Raw genomic sequence first — 15,915 nt, forward strand, 5'->3', positions numbered from 1 at the left:
CCCTTACGGATGGCCTTGTTGTTATATGCGAAAGTAAAAAGCTGCGCAGCTACGCTGCAGCTCGGTATTTCTATTATCAATATGTTCTCTGCGGCACACCGTCAGCCATCATCCGCCAAGAGAAAAGGCCCCGAAGGGCCTTTGATTAGGGTGTGTTTGCTTTTTTTCACTTATTATTCAGGTTAATGCGAGCTGCCTTGTGAGATCCCCAACCCGGTTTGCGAACGAACAAACTGGGCACGGAAGCGTTCACGTTCTTGCTGCCCGGCCAGAGAACTGTCGGTAACCGAGAACAGCCAAGTGCCGACAAAGGCCACGATCATCGAGAACAAGGCAGGATATTCGTAAGGATAAATCGGTTTCTCATGACCGAGGATTTGCACCCAAATGGTCGGCCCGAGAATCATCAGGATCACCGCCGTCAACAACCCTAACCAGCCGCCAATCATGGCACCACGGGTGGTCAGTCGTGACCAGTACATCGACAAAATGATGATAGGGAAGTTACAGCTGGCGGCGATGGAGAATGCCAGGCCCACCATAAAGGCGATATTCTGTTTCTCAAACAAAATCCCCAGCGCAATGGCCACAACGCCCAGTATGACTACGGTAATTTTGGACACTCGCAGTTCGTCACGCTCAGTTGCTTTGCCGTTTTTAATCACACTGGCATACAAATCATGAGATACCGCAGATGCACCCGCCAACGTTAACCCAGCGACGACGGCCAAAATGGTGGCAAAGGCGACGGCCGAAATAAAGCCAAGGAAGAAGTTACCACCGACCGCATTGGCTAAATGCACCGCAGCCATATTGGTGCCGCCCAGCAGTGCCCCTGTGGCGTCTTTGAACGCAGGATTAGGGCTAACTAACAAAATGGCACCGAAGCCGATAATAAAGGTCAGGATATAGAAGTAACCGATAAAACCGGTCGCATAGAACACGCTCTTACGGGCCTCTTTTGCGTCACTGACAGTAAAGAAACGCATCAGAATATGCGGTAGACCGGCAGTACCAAACATCAGGGCTAACCCTAAAGAAAGCGCTGAAATAGGATCGGAGACCAGCCCTCCTGGGCTCATGATGGCGATACCTTTCGGATGCACCTTCACAGCTTCGGCAAACAGGGTATTGAAGTCAAAATTCACTGATTTCATTACCATTAATGCCATGAAGCTGGCACCTGCCAACAGTAATACCGCTTTGATAATCTGTACCCACGTGGTGGCTAACATGCCACCGAATAAAACGTACAGCACCATTAAAATGCCAACCAAGATAACGGCCACGTGGTAGTTGAGACCAAACAGCAATTGGATCAGCTTACCGGCCCCGACCATCTGTGCAATCAGATAGAGCGCGACAACCACCAGTGAGCCACAAGCCGAGAGCGTGCGAATCGGTTTTTGTTTCAACCGGTAGGAAGCCACGTCGGCAAAGGTGTAACGGCCCAGGTTACGCAGGCGTTCTGCAATCAGGAACAAAATGATCGGCCAACCAATCAGGAAGCCGATGGAGTAAATCAGCCCGTCATAACCCGAGGTATACACCAGTGCAGAAATGCCGAGGAAAGAGGCCGCTGACATAAAGTCGCCAGCAATAGCCAGACCGTTTTGCAGGCCGGTAATTTTCCCGCCGGCAGTGTAGTAATCCTGGCGTGAACGGGTGCGCTTAGAGGCCCAATAGGTGATGTACAGTGTGGCGCCGACAAACAGTACGAACATGACAATCGCCTGAATGTTCAACGGTTGGCGTTTCACTTCACCACCAATGGCATCGGCAAAGGCCAGACCTGGCAGGGTAAGCAAAGCGGCAGCAGACAGTAAACGCTTCATTGCTTCACCTCACGCAGGATTTCTGCAGTCAGGCGATCAAATTCGCCATTGGCGCGGAACACGTAGATCCCTGTGAGAACGAAAGAGATCACGATCAGGCCAACGCCAACCGGGATCCCTCGGGTAATGGTCGATCCTTCGGCGATCGGTGTGCCCAACCACTGAGGATCGAAAGCGATCAATAAAATAAAGCCAACATAGAGGGCTAGCGTAATCAGCGAGAGCAGCCAGGCAAAGCGGCTACGTTTTCGCACCAACTCTATAAAGCGCGGGTTTTCCTCAATCCCTTGATAAATGGTGTCATTCATCAGAGTGTCTCCAGTAGGTATTGAACGAATGCGCCGCGCTTACGGCCGATCAGCGGGTTATTTCCCCTTTGATCGGCCTGAGGCGGCGTAAATTATGACGGCACTTTCATTGATTGTTTTTCTTCCAACAGCTTGTCGACTACGGCCGGATCTGCCAGCGTTGAGGTGTCCCCCAGGTTGCTGGTATCGCCGGCGGCAATTTTGCGCAGGATACGACGCATGATCTTGCCGGAACGCGTCTTGGGCAGCGAATCTGTCCAGTGCAGTACGTCCGGCGTGGCGATCGGCCCTATCTCTTTGCGTACCCAGTTACGTACTTCGGTATAGAGCTCTGGTGAAGGTTCTTCGCCATGATTCAGTGTGATATAGGCGTAAATAGCCTGACCTTTAATGTTATGCGGGATACCCACGACTGCGGCTTCAGCGATTTTCGGGTGTGATACCAGAGCTGACTCGATCTCGGCGGTACCCAAACGGTGGCCGGATACGTTCAGCACGTCGTCGACGCGGCCGGTGATCCAGTAATAGCCATCTTCGTCACGGCGTGCGCCGTCACCGCTGAAATACATACCTTTAAAGGTGGAGAAATAAGTTTGTTCGAAGCGGTCGTGATCGCCAAACAGAGTACGTGCCTGGCCCGGCCATGAGTCGGTGATTACCAGGTTACCTTCACAGGCACCTTCCTGCAGTGTACCTATGTTATCGACCAGCGCTGGCTGTACGCCAAAGAATGGTCGTGTCGCGGACCCAGCTTTTAACTCGGTAGCTCCAGGCAGTGGTGTGATCATAAAACCACCGGTTTCGGTCTGCCACCAGGTGTCGACGATCGGGCATTTGCCGTTGCCGATTTTATTGTAATACCACTCCCAGGCTTCCGGGTTGATCGGCTCACCGACCGACCCCATGATGCGCAGTGAGTCGCGCTTGGTACCTTCAATTGCCTTGTCACCCTCGGCCATCAGGGCGCGAATTGCCGTCGGCGCGGTATACAGGATATTGACCTGGTGTTTGTCGATGACTTGCGACAGGCGGTTTACGCCAGGGTAGTTAGGAACCCCTTCAAACATCAGAGTAATGGCACCGCAGGCGAGTGGGCCATATAACAGATAGCTGTGCCCAGTGACCCAGCCAACATCGGCGGTGCACCAGTACACGTCGCCATCATGGTAATCAAATACATACTTAAAGGTCATTGCGGCATACACCAGATAACCACCAGTAGTGTGCAGCACACCCTTGGGTTTGCCGGTCGATCCTGAGGTATAAAGGATAAACAACGGATCTTCAGCATTCATCTCTTCTGGTGGGCAATCGGCTGAAACACCTTGGGTGAGTTCATGCCACCACAGGTCACGCCCTTCCTGCCAGTAGCCTGGTTTGCCGGTGCGTTGGAACACGACGACATTGGTGATGCTTTTCACGCCTGGGTTCTTTAATGCATCATCGACATTCTTCTTCAGCGGAACGGCACGTCCAGCGCGCAGGCCTTCATCAGCCGTGATAACCAGCTTGGAATTAGAGTCGATAATACGGCCGGCTACCGCTTCCGGCGAGAAACCACCAAAGATTACCGAATGTACGGCTCCGATGCGGGCACAGGCCAGCATGGCGACAGCGGCTTCGGGTACCATTGGCATATAGATAGCTACGACGTCGCCTTTTTTGACACCCAGCTTTTTCAGCACGTTGGCGAATTGGCAGACATCGTGGTGCAGCTGTTTGTATGTCACTTTTTTTGACTGGGTGGGATCGTCACCTTCCCAGATAATAGCCGTTTGGTCACCACGCTCGGCCAGATGGCGATCGAGGCAGTTGGCTGCGAGGTTCAGCGTACCATCCTCAAACCAGCGGATGCTGATATGGCCCGGATCGAATGAGGTATTCTTTACCCGGCTATAAGGTTTCATCCAGTCCAGGATTTTTCCCTGCTCGCCCCAGAAGGCTTCTGGGTCTTGCACAGATTGTTGATAATATTGTTGATATTGTGTCGGATTAATCAGGGCGTGTTCTGCAATTGCAGAAGGAATAGCGTGTTTATGCACTTGGCTCATAGCTTTTCTCCTTGAAGTTGTTAATGATATGTCAACTGAAGGTTAAGTATAGTTTGCTCCGATTCTTTGTTTCTTTTTTGCGCGGCAGATCACGCAACGAAGATATTGATTTGTAATAGTTCTGCCTCATTTGCGTGGGGCATCTGCCTGCTTGGCGGGAGAAAACGGTTAGATAGGAAGTTTTGGTCAGAAAACGCTATCTAAAGAACTAAAAAGAATAAACAAGTCACCGGTAAATTCATTTCTATAGAGAATAGTAGACACAATACAGACTGAATTAACTGCCCTTTAAATCATTATGGAGCATAGACTTTCGTTAATATTCGATGTTGATATTAATTCTCTGCTTGCCAGAATGGTTTTTTAATAGTTAAACGGTTCTGGTTAATCTTAACTTTCTATATTTTTCATTTATTCTAGACGGTTTTCATTTTTAAAACTTTTACGCAACACAATATAAACACCCGTATCGGACTAAACATGCAAAATTAACGCATATTTGCTGAAATTAAATATCCTGCCACACTCTGGTTTCGTGATGTCCATCACATAAAATTACCCTGTTAATAACAACAAGTTATGTGCATATAAATGAAGATTAAAATTTTAATAGATTAAATTTTGCACTAAAGTCTGATAAAACAAGGCTTGCAGACCATGCCACTCAGATGGTACAGATTTAGATAGCGGCACACTAAGGGCAGGTGATCGCTTCCTGGTTATTAACATAAGCCTGTATTAGATGATTAAGTGCTTTTTTCGTCGCGTTAATATAAATACGCCGAAAAGAGCTTTTGAGGACTTTTTGGGTATGAAGAGTGTAAAAATCAGTCTTGCTTGGCAAATTCTGATCGCATTGGTGCTGGGTGTTATTGTAGGGGCGGTGCTCCATAATCAAACTGAGTCACGTGAGTGGCTGGTCAGTAATATTCTTAGCCCGGCGGGCGATATATTTATTCGTCTGATTAAGATGATTGTAGTACCGATTGTTATTTCTACATTGGTTGTGGGTATCGCCGGGGTAGGGGATGCGAAGAAGCTAGGTCGGCTCGGATTGAAAACCATTATTTACTTCGAAGTGATCACTACGATTGCCATCGTGGTGGGGCTGACGTTAGCTAATGTTTTTCAACCCGGCCATGGCATCGATATGTCGACGCTAACCGCGGTCGATATCTCGCAATATGAAAAGACCACGGAGCAGGTACAAAGTGGTTCACATAGCCTGGTGGCGACTATTTTGTCGTTGATCCCATCAAACGTCTTTGCCTCAATGGCGAAAGGCGACATGCTGCCGATCATCTTCTTCTCAGTGTTGTTTGGTCTTGGTCTGTCGTCATTACCGAAAGAAACCAAAGAGCCGTTGCTGAAGGTGTTTAAAGCCGTTTCTGAAAGCATGTTCAAAGTGACTCATATGATCATGCGCTATGCGCCGGTAGGGGTGTTTGGTCTGATCTCAGTGACAGTTGCCAACTTTGGCTTTGCCTCGTTGTTACCGTTGGCCAAGTTGGTGCTGCTGGTATATTTCGCGATTGCCTTTTTCGCACTGGTGGTTCTGGGGGCAGTGGCCCGTTTGTGCAATCTGCGTATTTGGACGCTGATCCGCATCCTGAAGGATGAATTGATCCTGGCCTTCTCCACCGCCAGTTCGGAAACGGTGCTGCCGCGTATCATTGAAAAGATGGAAGCTTATGGTGCACCGAAAGCGATCACCAGTTTTGTTGTGCCGACTGGTTACTCTTTCAATCTGGATGGTTCCACGCTGTACCAAAGCATTGCTGCCATTTTTATTGCTCAGCTATACGGAATTGAGCTATCCCTGGGTCAGGAAGTTGTCTTAGTGGTGACGCTAATGCTGACCTCGAAGGGCATTGCCGGTGTGCCGGGGGTGTCCTTTGTGGTGCTGTTGGCAACATTAGGCAGTGTTGGGATCCCACTGGAAGGGTTGGCATTTATTGCTGGCGTTGACCGTATCCTGGATATGGCGCGTACGGCGCTGAACGTAGTGGGCAACGCGTTGGCTGTGCTGGTAGTTGCCAAATGGGAGCATCAGTTCGACAGCAAAAAAGCGTTGGCCTACGAGAAAGCGTTTTTGTCCGGCCAGGCAAAGCAGATAAGCGAGTCTTAATCGCTTTTTGACGAGATGATAAAAAACCCACCTGATGGCGGGTTTTTTTATTGTCTATTCCTGGATCAGCAGGCAGGTGCAGAGCCTTGAGCTGGCAAGAAGCGGAGCGGATCTAATGCGGTGGCACGATAGCGGATTTGGAAGTGCAGCATCACCTTGTCAGTGCCAGTACTCCCCATGGTGGCAATTTTCTGTCCGGCTTTTACTTCCTGAGCATTGCTAACCAGCAGGGTATTGTTATGAGCATAAGCACTGATGTACTCATCATTGTGTTTGATCATAATCAGGTTGCCATAACCTCGCAGCTGATTGCCAACATACACCACCCGACCTTTGGCAGCAGCAAACACGGGCTGGCCGCGGTTACCGGCAATATCAATGCCTTTGTTACCGCCGTCGGCCGTAGAGTACTTACTGACGATATTGCCCTGGGTTGGCCAACGCCAGCATTTGATACTGCTACGGATTGGAGGTGGTGCCACTGCCGCGATCTGGCTGGCGGATTGTGTTTTGCGGGATTTGCCTTTCTTCGCCGTCGCGTTATTTAACGCCAGCTTTTGGCCAATCTCGAGGTTGTAAGGTTTGGGGATCTTATTGCGCCGCGCCAACTCGCTGACTTCGCTGTTGGTGATCCAGGCAATATAAAACAGCGTATCGCCGCGCTTGACGGTATAGGTGTTGCCGTTATAACTGCCTCTGGCTAACTGATCATAATCGCGATTGTAGCTGTTCGATTTCTTTCCGGAGCCGCACCCCAATAATCCCAGACTGACCACGCACACGGCGATCAGCCGCCATACAGCGAATGTGCTTCCCATACTCAAATATCGTCCTTAAACGTCGTCGCGCTTGATAGTGATCTCCATATAGTACCACCAACGGTCAGGTGGTCAAAAACGCCGCCATAGACTAAATTCTACCGGGCTTAAGCAGCAGGTTTTACCGTTCGGCTCAATAATGTTCATGGATTGGGAACAGCTAATATGCAAGAAACGTTAACGCTATCAAGCTATCTGGTACTGGCAGTCACTTTATTAGTGGCTTATGTCATCTTTGGTATAGCTGGTTTTGGTACTGCATTAGTCGCCAGCCCAGTGATGGCGCTTTATATCCCGGTTGCACAAATAGTCCCTTTGCTGGCGCTGTTGGATATGTGTGCGGCTATTATTAACGTCAGTCGCGATGGACGTAATGCACAGTGGTCGGAATTGAAACGACTGGTTCCATTGATGATCATCGGCAGCTTGTTGGGGGCGGCGATCCTGCTCAAGACTCGACCAGAAATTTTGTTGCTGGCGCTGGGAATTTTTGTGGTGGTTTACGCGCTCTATTCACTCAGTGGTTTAAAGCCCGCCCGGCAATTCTCACCCAGAGCGGCGGTACCTTTTGGTTTGGTTGGGGGGATATTCAGCGCACTATTTGGTAGCGGCGGTTTTATTTATGCCATCTATCTCAGTGGTAGAGTTGAAAAAAAAGAGGCTTTTCGCATAACCCAGACCACGCTTATTGGCATGAGCACCCTGACCCGTGTGATCATTTTTGCAGTAGCCGGCGTGTATCTGGATGTGGACTTACTGTTGTTGGCATTAGCCTTGGCGCCGGGAATGTTGGTGGGTATTACTTTGGGCCGGCATTTCACCTTGAGGATGTCGCGTGAGCAATTCCTCAAGCTCATCAATGTGATCTTGTTGGCTTCCGGAGCTATGTTGATTGTTAAGTACTTTAGTTGACGGCGATGGCGGGGCGAAGCTGAACCCCAACGGTTATAGCTCACTAGATTGCCCTCGACGATATGTCAATGGATGGGTATTTGAGGCAGAAAACAATTTCCGAATATCGTTGAGTATTCGTATGAAAGTTAAATGGATAATTGTTTTTAGACTGAATGCTTGACTGTGCAAATAATATTATTCTACGGATATTTTTATACGTAAGTAACGTATGAATCGGTATCGATTATTTTGGTTGGCTGGCAAGTTGATAATGCACCACCTATAACTAACTGGGTGTTTAATTCATAGTATTGTAAGCGTGCTAACAATTCAAAATCCATTAATATCTAATTGATGTGGTATTGATTTAAGGAATGGGAAAAATCTTAACTGACGGTGATTGAAAACATAGAACATGACATTTTAGATAAGGATTGCCGTCTTTTTTATTATAAAAATACAGTTTAAATAGTGTGTTATGCGTAAATTGCCTTTAGGTTGCAGGGGCGTTATAAGGCTTATTTTTTATTATTTTTTATTATTTTTTAATAATGATGTGATCTTGTTTTTCCTGCTTTTCCCGTAATTCTAACCGATTGAAAATAATATTTTAACCGGTGGTTTGCGTGAGTATATATCACCGAGTTAATTCTAAAACGTAATTTGCACTTTTTAGATTAGATTCTAGTCTGAATTAGAACCTAATTTAACATCTCCACTACTTCCTATGGGAGAGTGTCATGAGCAAACCGATCAAGAATATCGTCATCGTGGGCGGCGGCACTGCGGGCTGGATGTCCGCCTCTTATCTCGTCCGGGCGCTCCAACAGCAGGCGAACATTACGCTCATCGAATCTGCGACGATCCCCCGGATCGGTGTGGGTGAGGCGACCATCCCGAGTTTGCAGAAGGTGTTCTTCGACTACCTCGGAATACCGGAACAGGAGTGGATGCCTCAGGTGAACGGCGCGTTCAAGGCCGGCATCAAGTTCGTGAATTGGAGAACGTCTCCCGACCACTCGAGCAACGATTACTTCTACCATTTGTTCGGCAATGTGCCGAGCTGCGACGGCGTGCCGCTTACCCACTACTGGCTGCGCAAGCGCGAACAGGGTTTTCAGCAGTCGATGGTTTACGCCTGCTACCCGCAGCCCGGGGCGCTCGATGGCAATCTGGCCCCGTGCCTGCATGACGGCACCCGTCAGATGTCCCACGCGTGGCACTTCGACGCGCACTTGGTGGCCGATTTCTTGAAGCGCTGGGCCGTCGATCGCGGGGTGAACCGAGTGGTCGACGAGGTCGTGGAGGTCAACCTGAACGAACACGGTTTCATCTCCAGCCTGTTGACCAAAGAGGGCCGGAAGCTGGAGGCGGATCTGTTCATCGACTGCTCAGGCATGCGGGGGCTCTTGATCAACCAGGCTCTGAAAGAGCCCTTCATTGACATGTCCGACTACCTATTGTGCGACAGCGCGGTCGCGACTGCCGTACCCAACGACGACGCGCAAGCGGGGGTCGAACCCTATACCTCCTCGATCGCCATGAACTCGGGGTGGACCTGGAAGATTCCGATGCTGGGTCGGTTCGGCAGCGGCTACGTCTTCTCAAGCAAGTTCACCTCCCGCGACCAGGCTACCACCGACTTCCTCAACCTCTGGGGCCTCTCGGACAATCAGCCGCTCAATCAGATCAAGTTCCGGGTCGGGCGCAACAAGCGATCGTGGGTCAACAACTGCGTCTCTATCGGGCTGGCGTCGTGCTTTTTGGAGCCCCTGGAATCGACGGGGATCTACTTCATCTACGCGGCGCTTTACCAACTCGTGAAGCACTTCCCCGACACCTCGTTCGACCCGCGGTTGGCCGACGCGTTCAACGCCGAAATCACCTACATGTTTGACGACTGCCGAGACTTTGTCCAAGCGCACTATTTTACTTCGTCACGCGAAGACACGCCGTTCTGGCTTGCGAACCAGCACGACCTGCGGCTTTCCGACTCCATCAAAGAGAAGGTTGAGCGCTACAAGGCGGGGCTGCCGTTGACCACCACGTCGTTCGACGATTCCACGTACTATGAGACCTTCGACTTCGAATTCAAGAACTTCTGGTTGAACGGAAACTACTACTGCATCTTTGCCGGCTTGGGCATGCTGCCCGACCGGTCGCTGCCGCTCTTGCAATTGCGACCGGAGTCAATTGAAAAGGCTGAGGTGATGTTCGCCCGCATCCAGCGTGAGGCCGAGCGTCTGCGGGCGAGCCTGCCGACGAACTATGACTACCTGCGGTCGCTGCGCGATGGCGAAGTGGGGCTGTCTCGACCCGGGCCGACGCCCGCGTCGCCGGAGAGCCGGTAGTGGAGCGCGCCCTGGACCGGGCATGCGTATTCGCCGCCACGCACGCTGCCGTGGCAGCCTGCGATCCGCTGCAGGCTCGCTCGCTCGTTTTGCAACTGCCGGGCCTGAACCGTAACAAGGACGTGCCCGGTATCGTCGGCCTGCTGTGTGAGTTCCTCCCGGTGCGCGGCGTGCCCTCCGGTTGGGGTTTCGTCGAAGCCGCCGCCGCGATGCGGGACATAGGGTTCTTCCTGGGGTCGCTCAAGCGGCACGGACACGAACCCGTGGACGTGGTGCCCGGGCTCGAGCCGGTGCTGCTCGACCTGGCGCGCATGACCGACCTGCCGCCGCGTGAGACGCTCCTGCATGTGACGGTCTGGAACCCCGCAGCGGCCGACGCGCAACGGAGTTACACCGGGCTCAGCGACGAAGCACACCTGCTTGAGAGCGTGCGCATCTCGATGGCGGCCCTCGAAGCGGCCATCACGGTGACCGTCGAGCTGCACGATGTACCCTTGAGGTCGCCCGCGTTCGCGCAAGGGTGCGACGACCTGGCAGCCTATCTGCAAAAAATGGTCGAATCGATTGTCTACGCATACCGCTTCATCTCGCCGCAGGTCTTCTACGACGAGCTCCGCCCCTTCTATGAACCGATCCGCGTCGGGGGTCAAAACTACCTTGGCCCCGGCGCTGTAGAAATGCCCCTCTTCGTGCTGGATCACGTCCTGTGGGGCTCGCAATCGGACCACCCGGCTTATCAAGAATTCAAAGAGACGTACCTGCCCTATGTACTTCCCGCGTACAGGGCGGTCTACGCCCGGTTCGCTGGGAAGCCGTCGCTCGTCGACCGCGTGATCGGCGAGGCGCGAGTAGGTGCGCAAGGCGAACCTGTCCGGGCCGGGCTGGCGGCGCTCAACCGGATCTTCGTGATCCTGCTGCGCTTCCGGGCACCTCATGTTCAATTGGCGGAGCGGGTGTACGAAGCCGGGCGAAGCGGCCCGGCAATCGGCAGTGGAGGGTACGCGCCCAGCATGCTCGGCGATCTGGTCACGCTCACGCTTGCCGCGCGCTCCCGCATTCGCACCGCTCTCAACGAGTTCTGACGCGCACGGCCATCTGTTCCATCTCATTAAGGAGATTTGCCCTCATGACTCAGAACAGCCCTGCGAACGGGCGCGATAACAACCACTTCGACGTGATCATCCTCGGCTCGGGCATGTCCGGCACCCAGATGGGGGCTATCCTGGCCAAACAGCAGTTTCGCGTGCTGATCATCGAGGAGTCGTCGCACCCGCGGTTCACTATCGGCGAATCGTCGATTCCCGAGACGTCTCTAATGAACCGTATCATCGCGGATCGCTACGGTATTCCGGAGCTCGACCACATTACGTCGTTTTACTCGACGCAGCGTTATGTCTCGTCGAGCACGGGCATTAAGCGCAACTTCGGCTTCGTGTTCCACAAACCCGGCCAGGAGCACGACCCGAAGGAGTTCACACAGTGCGTCATCCCCGAGTTGCCCTGGGGACCGGAGAGCCATTATTACCGGCAAGACGTCGACGCGTACCTGTTGCAAGCCGCCATTAAATACGGCTGCACGGTCCGCCAGAAGACTAAAGTGACCGAATACCACGCTGATAAAGACGGCGTCGCGGTGACCACCGCCGAGGACGAGCGGTTCACCGGCCGGTACATGATCGACTGTGGAGGACCCCGCGCGCCGCTCGCGACCAAGTTCAATCTCCGCGAAGAGCCGTGTCGCTTCAAAACGCACTCGCGCAGCCTCTACACGCACATGCTCGGAGTCAAGCCGTTCGACGATATTTTCAAGGTCAAGGGGCAGCGCTGGCGCTGGCATGAGGGGACCTTGCACCACATGTTCGAGGGCGGCTGGCTCTGGGTGATTCCGTTCAACAACCACCCGCGGTCGACCAACAACCTGGTGAGCGTCGGCCTGCAGCTTGATCCGCGCGTCTACCCGAAAACGGACATCTCCGCGCAGCAAGAGTTCGACGAGTTCCTCGCGCGGTTCCCGAGCATCGGGGCGCAGTTCCGCGACGCCGTGCCGGTGCGTGACTGGGTCAAGACCGACCGCCTGCAGTTCTCGTCGACTACCTGCATCGGCGATCGCTACTGCCTGATGCTGCACGCTAACGGGTTCATCGATCCGCTCTTCTCCCGGGGGCTCGAGAACACTGCGGTGACCATCCACGCGCTCGCGGCGCGCCTCATCAAGGCGCTGCACGACGATGACTTCTCCCCTGAACGCTTCGAGTACATCGAACGCCTGCAGCAAAAGCTTTTGGACCACAACGACGACTTCGTTAGCTGCTGCTACACGGCGTTCACGGACTTCCGCTTGTGGGACGCGTTCCACCGGCTGTGGGCAGTCGGCACGATCCTCGGGCAGTTCCGGCTAGTGCAAGCCCACGCGAGGTTCCGTGCTTCGCGCGACGAGGGTGACCTCGATCATCTCGACAACGATCCCCCGTACCTCGGGTACCTGTGCGCAGACATGGAGGGCTACTACCAGTTGTTCAACGACGCCAAAGCCGAGATCGAGGCCGTAAGCGCCGGGCTCAAACCGACCGGGGAGGCTGCGGCGCGGATCCACGCCCTCATCGACGAACGAGACTTCGCCAAGCAGATGTTCGGTTTCGGGTACTGCATCACCGGGGACAAGCCGCAGCTCAACAACTCGAAATACAGTCTACTGCCGGCGATGAAGCTGATGCACTGGACACAAACCAGCGCGCCGGCAGAAGTGAAAAAGTACTTCGACTACAACCCGATGTTCGCGCTGCTCAAGGCGTACATTACGACCCGTATCAGCTTGACTCGGAAGAAGTAATCGGCCGTTGAGGACACAAAATGATGAGCGACATTCAATTGGTTCAAACGAGCGTTGAGGAACATCCTTCGAGGGCATACGACGCGACCACGAGCGTGGCCGCGAGTTGGTACGTCGCGATGCGCTCGGACGACCTCAAGGATAAGCCGAAGGAGTTGACGCTCTTCGGCCGTCCGTGCGTGGCGTGGCGCGGAGCGACGGGGCAGGCCGTGGTGATGGACCGCCACTGCTCGCACCTTGGCGCGAACCTGGCCGACGGGCAGGTCAAGGACGGGTGCATCCAATGCCCGTTTCATCACTGGCGGTACGACGAGCAGGGCCAGTGCGTTCACATCCCCGGTCACAACCAGACGGTGCGCCGGCTGGAGCCCGTGCCGCGATCGGTGCGCCAGCCAACGTGGGTCACCGCTGAGCGATACGGCTACGTGTGGGTCTGGTACGGCTCCCCAGAGCCGCTGCACCCGCTGCCCGAAATCGCCGCAGCCGACGTCGACAACGGGGACTTTATGCACCTGCACTTCGCATTCGATACGACGACGGCTGTCTTGCGGATCGTAGAGAACTTCTACGACGCGCAACACGCGTCCCCCGTGCACGAGCTCCCGATTTCGGCCTTCGAGCTCAAGCTGTTCGACGATTGGCATCCGTGGCCAGAGGTTGAGTCTCTGGCACAGGCGGGCGCGTGGTTCGGTGCCGGGATCGACTTCACCGTGGACCGGTATTTCGGGGCCTTCGGCATGCTGGCACGTGTGCTCGGCCTGAATATGTCGCAGATGAACCTGCACTTCGATGGTTACCCCGGCGGGTGCGTCATGACCGTCTCCCTGGACGGAGACTTCAAATACAAGCTGCTCCAGTGTGTGACGCCGGTGAGCGACGGCAAGAATGTCATGCACATGCTCATCTCGATCAAGAAGGTGGGGGGCGCTTTGCGTCGCGCGACCGACTACGTGCTGTTCGGGCTGCAGACCCGACAGGCAGCGAAGTTTGACGTTAAAATCTGGAACGGGATGAAGCCTGACGGCGGCGGCGCGTACAGTAAGTACGATAAGCTCGTGCTCAAGTACCGTGCGTTCTACCGGGGCTGGGTCGACCGCGTTGCGAGTGAGCGGTGATGCGTAAGTCGGCGGCCCTAAACGAGCCGGTCGCGGACAGGTCGTTCCGCCAGGCGCTCACGAACCTGGCGAGCGGCGTCACGGTCATCACGGCGTATGGCGCGGCGGGTCCGCTCGGGCTCGCGGCCAGCCAGTTCGTATCAGTGCTGCTTTTTCCGAGGCATTCATGACTGTCTGGCTGTTGCAACTGGTGCTGGTGATCGCGCTCTGCAACGTCTGCGGCCGCATTGCCGAACGGCTCGGCCAGTGCGCGGTCGTCGGCGAGATCGCAGCCGGTTTGCTGTTGGGTCCTTCGCTGTTGGGCGTGATCGCACCGGATTTTTACGATGGGTTGTTCGGCCCACACACGCTGTCGGCGATGGGGCAAGTCGGTGAAGTCGGCCTGATATTGCTGATGTTTCAGGTGGGTCTGCATATGGAGTTGGGCGAGACGCTGCGCGACAGGCGTTGGCGCATGCCCGTCGCGATCGCCGTGGGTGGGCTCGTCGTACCGGCCGCGATCGGCATGATTGTCGCCACTGTCTCGAAAGACATGCTCGCCAGCGATGCGCCAGCGCTGCCTTATATACTCTTCTGCGGTGTCGCGCTTGCGATATCAGCGGTACCGGTGATGGCGCGCATCGTCGACGACCTGGCGCTCAACGCCATGGTGGGCGCGCGGCACGCCATGTCTGCCGCTATGTTGACGGATGCGCTCGGATGGATACTGCTTGCCACCATTGCTTCGCTATCGAGCGGGCCTGGTTGGGCATTTGCGCGCATGCTCGTCAGCCTGCTCGCGTATCTGGTGTTGTGCGCGTTCCTGGTGCGCTTCGTGGTTCGACCGATGCTTGTGCGGCTCGCATCGACTGCGCATGCGGCGCGCGACCGCTTGGCCGTGTTGTTATGTTTCGTAATGGCGTCGGCACTCGCGACGTCGCTGATCGGATTTCATAGCGCATTTGGTGCACTTGCGGCGGCGCTGTTCGTGCGGCGCGTGCCCGGTATTGCAAATGAGTGGCGGGAGAACGTCGAAGGTTTTGTCAGGCTTGTGCTGATGCCGGTGTTTTTCGCTTATGCGGGGCTGCATGGGTCGATCGGCACGATCGACGACGCAGCATCATGGATGTGGTTCGGCGTATTCCTCGCGGGTGGATTCATCGGCAAGTTCGGCGGCAGTTATCTGGGCGCGCGTGCCACCGGGCTTGAGCCACGCGATGCGATGTTGGTTAGCTCGCTGATGAATACACGCGGTTTGATGGAGCTCATCGTCCTGTCAATCGGTCTGCAGATGCAGATCCTTCCGCCAAAGGTCTATACGATCCTCGTGGTGTTCGCGCTGGTGACGACGGCGCTGACTGTACCGCTGGTTCGATTCACGCTGCGCGTGCAATTGCGCACGACGCCGGCAATCCCGGACGCCGATAAGTGACGCGCATCTGGCAGGTTACGCTAATTGAAAATTGCTGCCTCTGGCGGATCGCTACAGCGTGTTTTCATGCAGAATTAGTGGTGCCGGACTCGGACAACCGGCGTTTACGCCGAGTTGAACAACGCTTTAGCGTTGGCCCGCAGGGTGAGGCCTCAGGCCGAATAATCGAACCTG

At 54.2% G+C, this 15,915-nt stretch carries 12 protein-coding genes; 8 read left to right on the forward strand and 4 right to left on the reverse strand.

The window, feature by feature from the left end; translation table 11 throughout:
* Positions 1-186, forward strand: a 186-nt coding sequence (locus SGR01S_RS24460) for a hypothetical protein (protein WP_218000720.1), incomplete at its 5' end; no start/stop codon positions are given.
* Here the strand turns inward: SGR01S_RS24460 and actP are convergent.
* The 3 genes from actP to acs all read right to left on the reverse strand — a co-directional run bounded on the left by actP (position 183) and on the right by acs (position 4,194).
* On the reverse strand, positions 183-1,835 hold the full coding sequence (actP, locus tag SGR01S_RS23295) for a cation/acetate symporter ActP (protein WP_061808703.1): 1,653 nt from the start codon (positions 1,833-1,835) through the stop codon (positions 183-185). The two genes, SGR01S_RS24460 and actP, sit on opposite strands and share 4 nt — an antisense overlap.
* A complete protein-coding gene (locus SGR01S_RS23300; protein ID WP_037426939.1) occupies positions 1,832-2,143 on the reverse strand; it encodes a DUF485 domain-containing protein in 312 nt (103 codons plus the stop codon). Before SGR01S_RS23300 ends, actP begins: the two co-directional genes overlap by 4 nt.
* Before the next feature lie 92 nt (positions 2,144-2,235).
* On the reverse strand, positions 2,236-4,194 hold the full coding sequence (acs, locus tag SGR01S_RS23305; RefSeq protein ID WP_061808704.1) for an acetate--CoA ligase: 1,959 nt from the start codon (positions 4,192-4,194) through the stop codon (positions 2,236-2,238).
* 811 nt (positions 4,195-5,005) lie between these two features.
* Between acs and gltP the strand changes: the two genes are divergently transcribed.
* Positions 5,006-6,322, forward strand: a complete 1,317-nt coding sequence (gene gltP / locus SGR01S_RS23310; protein WP_037426887.1) for a glutamate/aspartate:proton symporter GltP — start codon at positions 5,006-5,008, stop codon at positions 6,320-6,322.
* Between the two features lie 65 nt (positions 6,323-6,387).
* On the opposite strand, the gene actS is transcribed toward gltP, so the two are convergent.
* Positions 6,388-7,140, reverse strand: a complete 753-nt coding sequence (gene actS, locus SGR01S_RS23315; RefSeq protein ID WP_037426889.1) for an amidase activator ActS — start codon at positions 7,138-7,140, stop codon at positions 6,388-6,390.
* A gap of 165 nt (positions 7,141-7,305) precedes the next feature.
* Here actS and SGR01S_RS23320 point away from each other — a divergent pair, with 165 nt between their 5' ends.
* The 6 genes from SGR01S_RS23320 to SGR01S_RS23350 all read left to right on the forward strand — a co-directional run bounded on the left by SGR01S_RS23320 (position 7,306) and on the right by SGR01S_RS23350 (position 15,741).
* Entirely contained in the window at positions 7,306-8,052 is a 747-nt protein-coding gene (locus tag SGR01S_RS23320; RefSeq protein ID WP_037426891.1) for a sulfite exporter TauE/SafE family protein, read from the forward strand.
* 722 nt (positions 8,053-8,774) lie between these two features.
* On the forward strand, positions 8,775-10,385 hold the full coding sequence (locus SGR01S_RS23325) for a tryptophan halogenase family protein (protein ID WP_061808705.1): 1,611 nt from the start codon (positions 8,775-8,777) through the stop codon (positions 10,383-10,385).
* Positions 10,385-11,467, forward strand: a complete 1,083-nt coding sequence (gene prnB / locus SGR01S_RS23330; RefSeq protein ID WP_061808706.1) for a monodechloroaminopyrrolnitrin synthase PrnB — start codon at positions 10,385-10,387, stop codon at positions 11,465-11,467. Before SGR01S_RS23325 ends, prnB begins: the two co-directional genes overlap by 1 nt.
* Before the next feature lie 44 nt (positions 11,468-11,511).
* Positions 11,512-13,215: a monodechloroaminopyrrolnitrin halogenase PrnC gene (gene prnC / locus SGR01S_RS23335; RefSeq protein WP_061808707.1), complete on the forward strand. Its 1,704-nt coding sequence runs from the start codon at positions 11,512-11,514 to the stop codon at positions 13,213-13,215.
* Positions 13,216-13,238: 23 nt separating this feature from the next.
* The gene (gene prnD / locus SGR01S_RS23340) at positions 13,239-14,330 is read left to right on the forward strand and encodes an aminopyrrolnitrin oxygenase PrnD (RefSeq protein WP_061808710.1); all 1,092 of its coding nucleotides are present in this window, start codon (positions 13,239-13,241) and stop codon (positions 14,328-14,330) included.
* Positions 14,331-14,496: 166 nt separating this feature from the next.
* On the forward strand, positions 14,497-15,741 hold the full coding sequence (locus tag SGR01S_RS23350; RefSeq protein ID WP_061808709.1) for a cation:proton antiporter: 1,245 nt from the start codon (positions 14,497-14,499) through the stop codon (positions 15,739-15,741).
* The last annotated feature ends 174 nt before the right edge of the window (positions 15,742-15,915 follow it).

It is taken from the genome of Serratia grimesii NBRC 13537, from assembly GCF_001590905.1.
Classification (GTDB): domain Bacteria; phylum Pseudomonadota; class Gammaproteobacteria; order Enterobacterales; family Enterobacteriaceae; genus Serratia; species Serratia grimesii.

Coding starts and splice junctions, on each gene's coding strand:
- prnD (WP_061808710.1), top strand. CDS start 13,239: ATGAGCGACATTCAATTGGTTCAAACGAGCGTTGAGGAACATCCTTCG.
- actP (WP_061808703.1), bottom strand. CDS start 1,835: ATGAAGCGTTTACTGTCTGCTGCCGCTTTGCTTACCCTGCCAGGTCTG.
- SGR01S_RS23325 (WP_061808705.1), top strand. CDS start 8,775: ATGAGCAAACCGATCAAGAATATCGTCATCGTGGGCGGCGGCACTGCG.
- SGR01S_RS23320 (WP_037426891.1), top strand. CDS start 7,306: ATGCAAGAAACGTTAACGCTATCAAGCTATCTGGTACTGGCAGTCACT.
- prnC (WP_061808707.1), top strand. CDS start 11,512: ATGACTCAGAACAGCCCTGCGAACGGGCGCGATAACAACCACTTCGAC.
- acs (WP_061808704.1), bottom strand. CDS start 4,194: ATGAGCCAAGTGCATAAACACGCTATTCCTTCTGCAATTGCAGAACAC.
- SGR01S_RS23300 (WP_037426939.1), bottom strand. CDS start 2,143: ATGAATGACACCATTTATCAAGGGATTGAGGAAAACCCGCGCTTTATA.
- SGR01S_RS23350 (WP_061808709.1), top strand. CDS start 14,497: ATGACTGTCTGGCTGTTGCAACTGGTGCTGGTGATCGCGCTCTGCAAC.
- actS (WP_037426889.1), bottom strand. CDS start 7,140: ATGGGAAGCACATTCGCTGTATGGCGGCTGATCGCCGTGTGCGTGGTC.
- gltP (WP_037426887.1), top strand. CDS start 5,006: ATGAAGAGTGTAAAAATCAGTCTTGCTTGGCAAATTCTGATCGCATTG.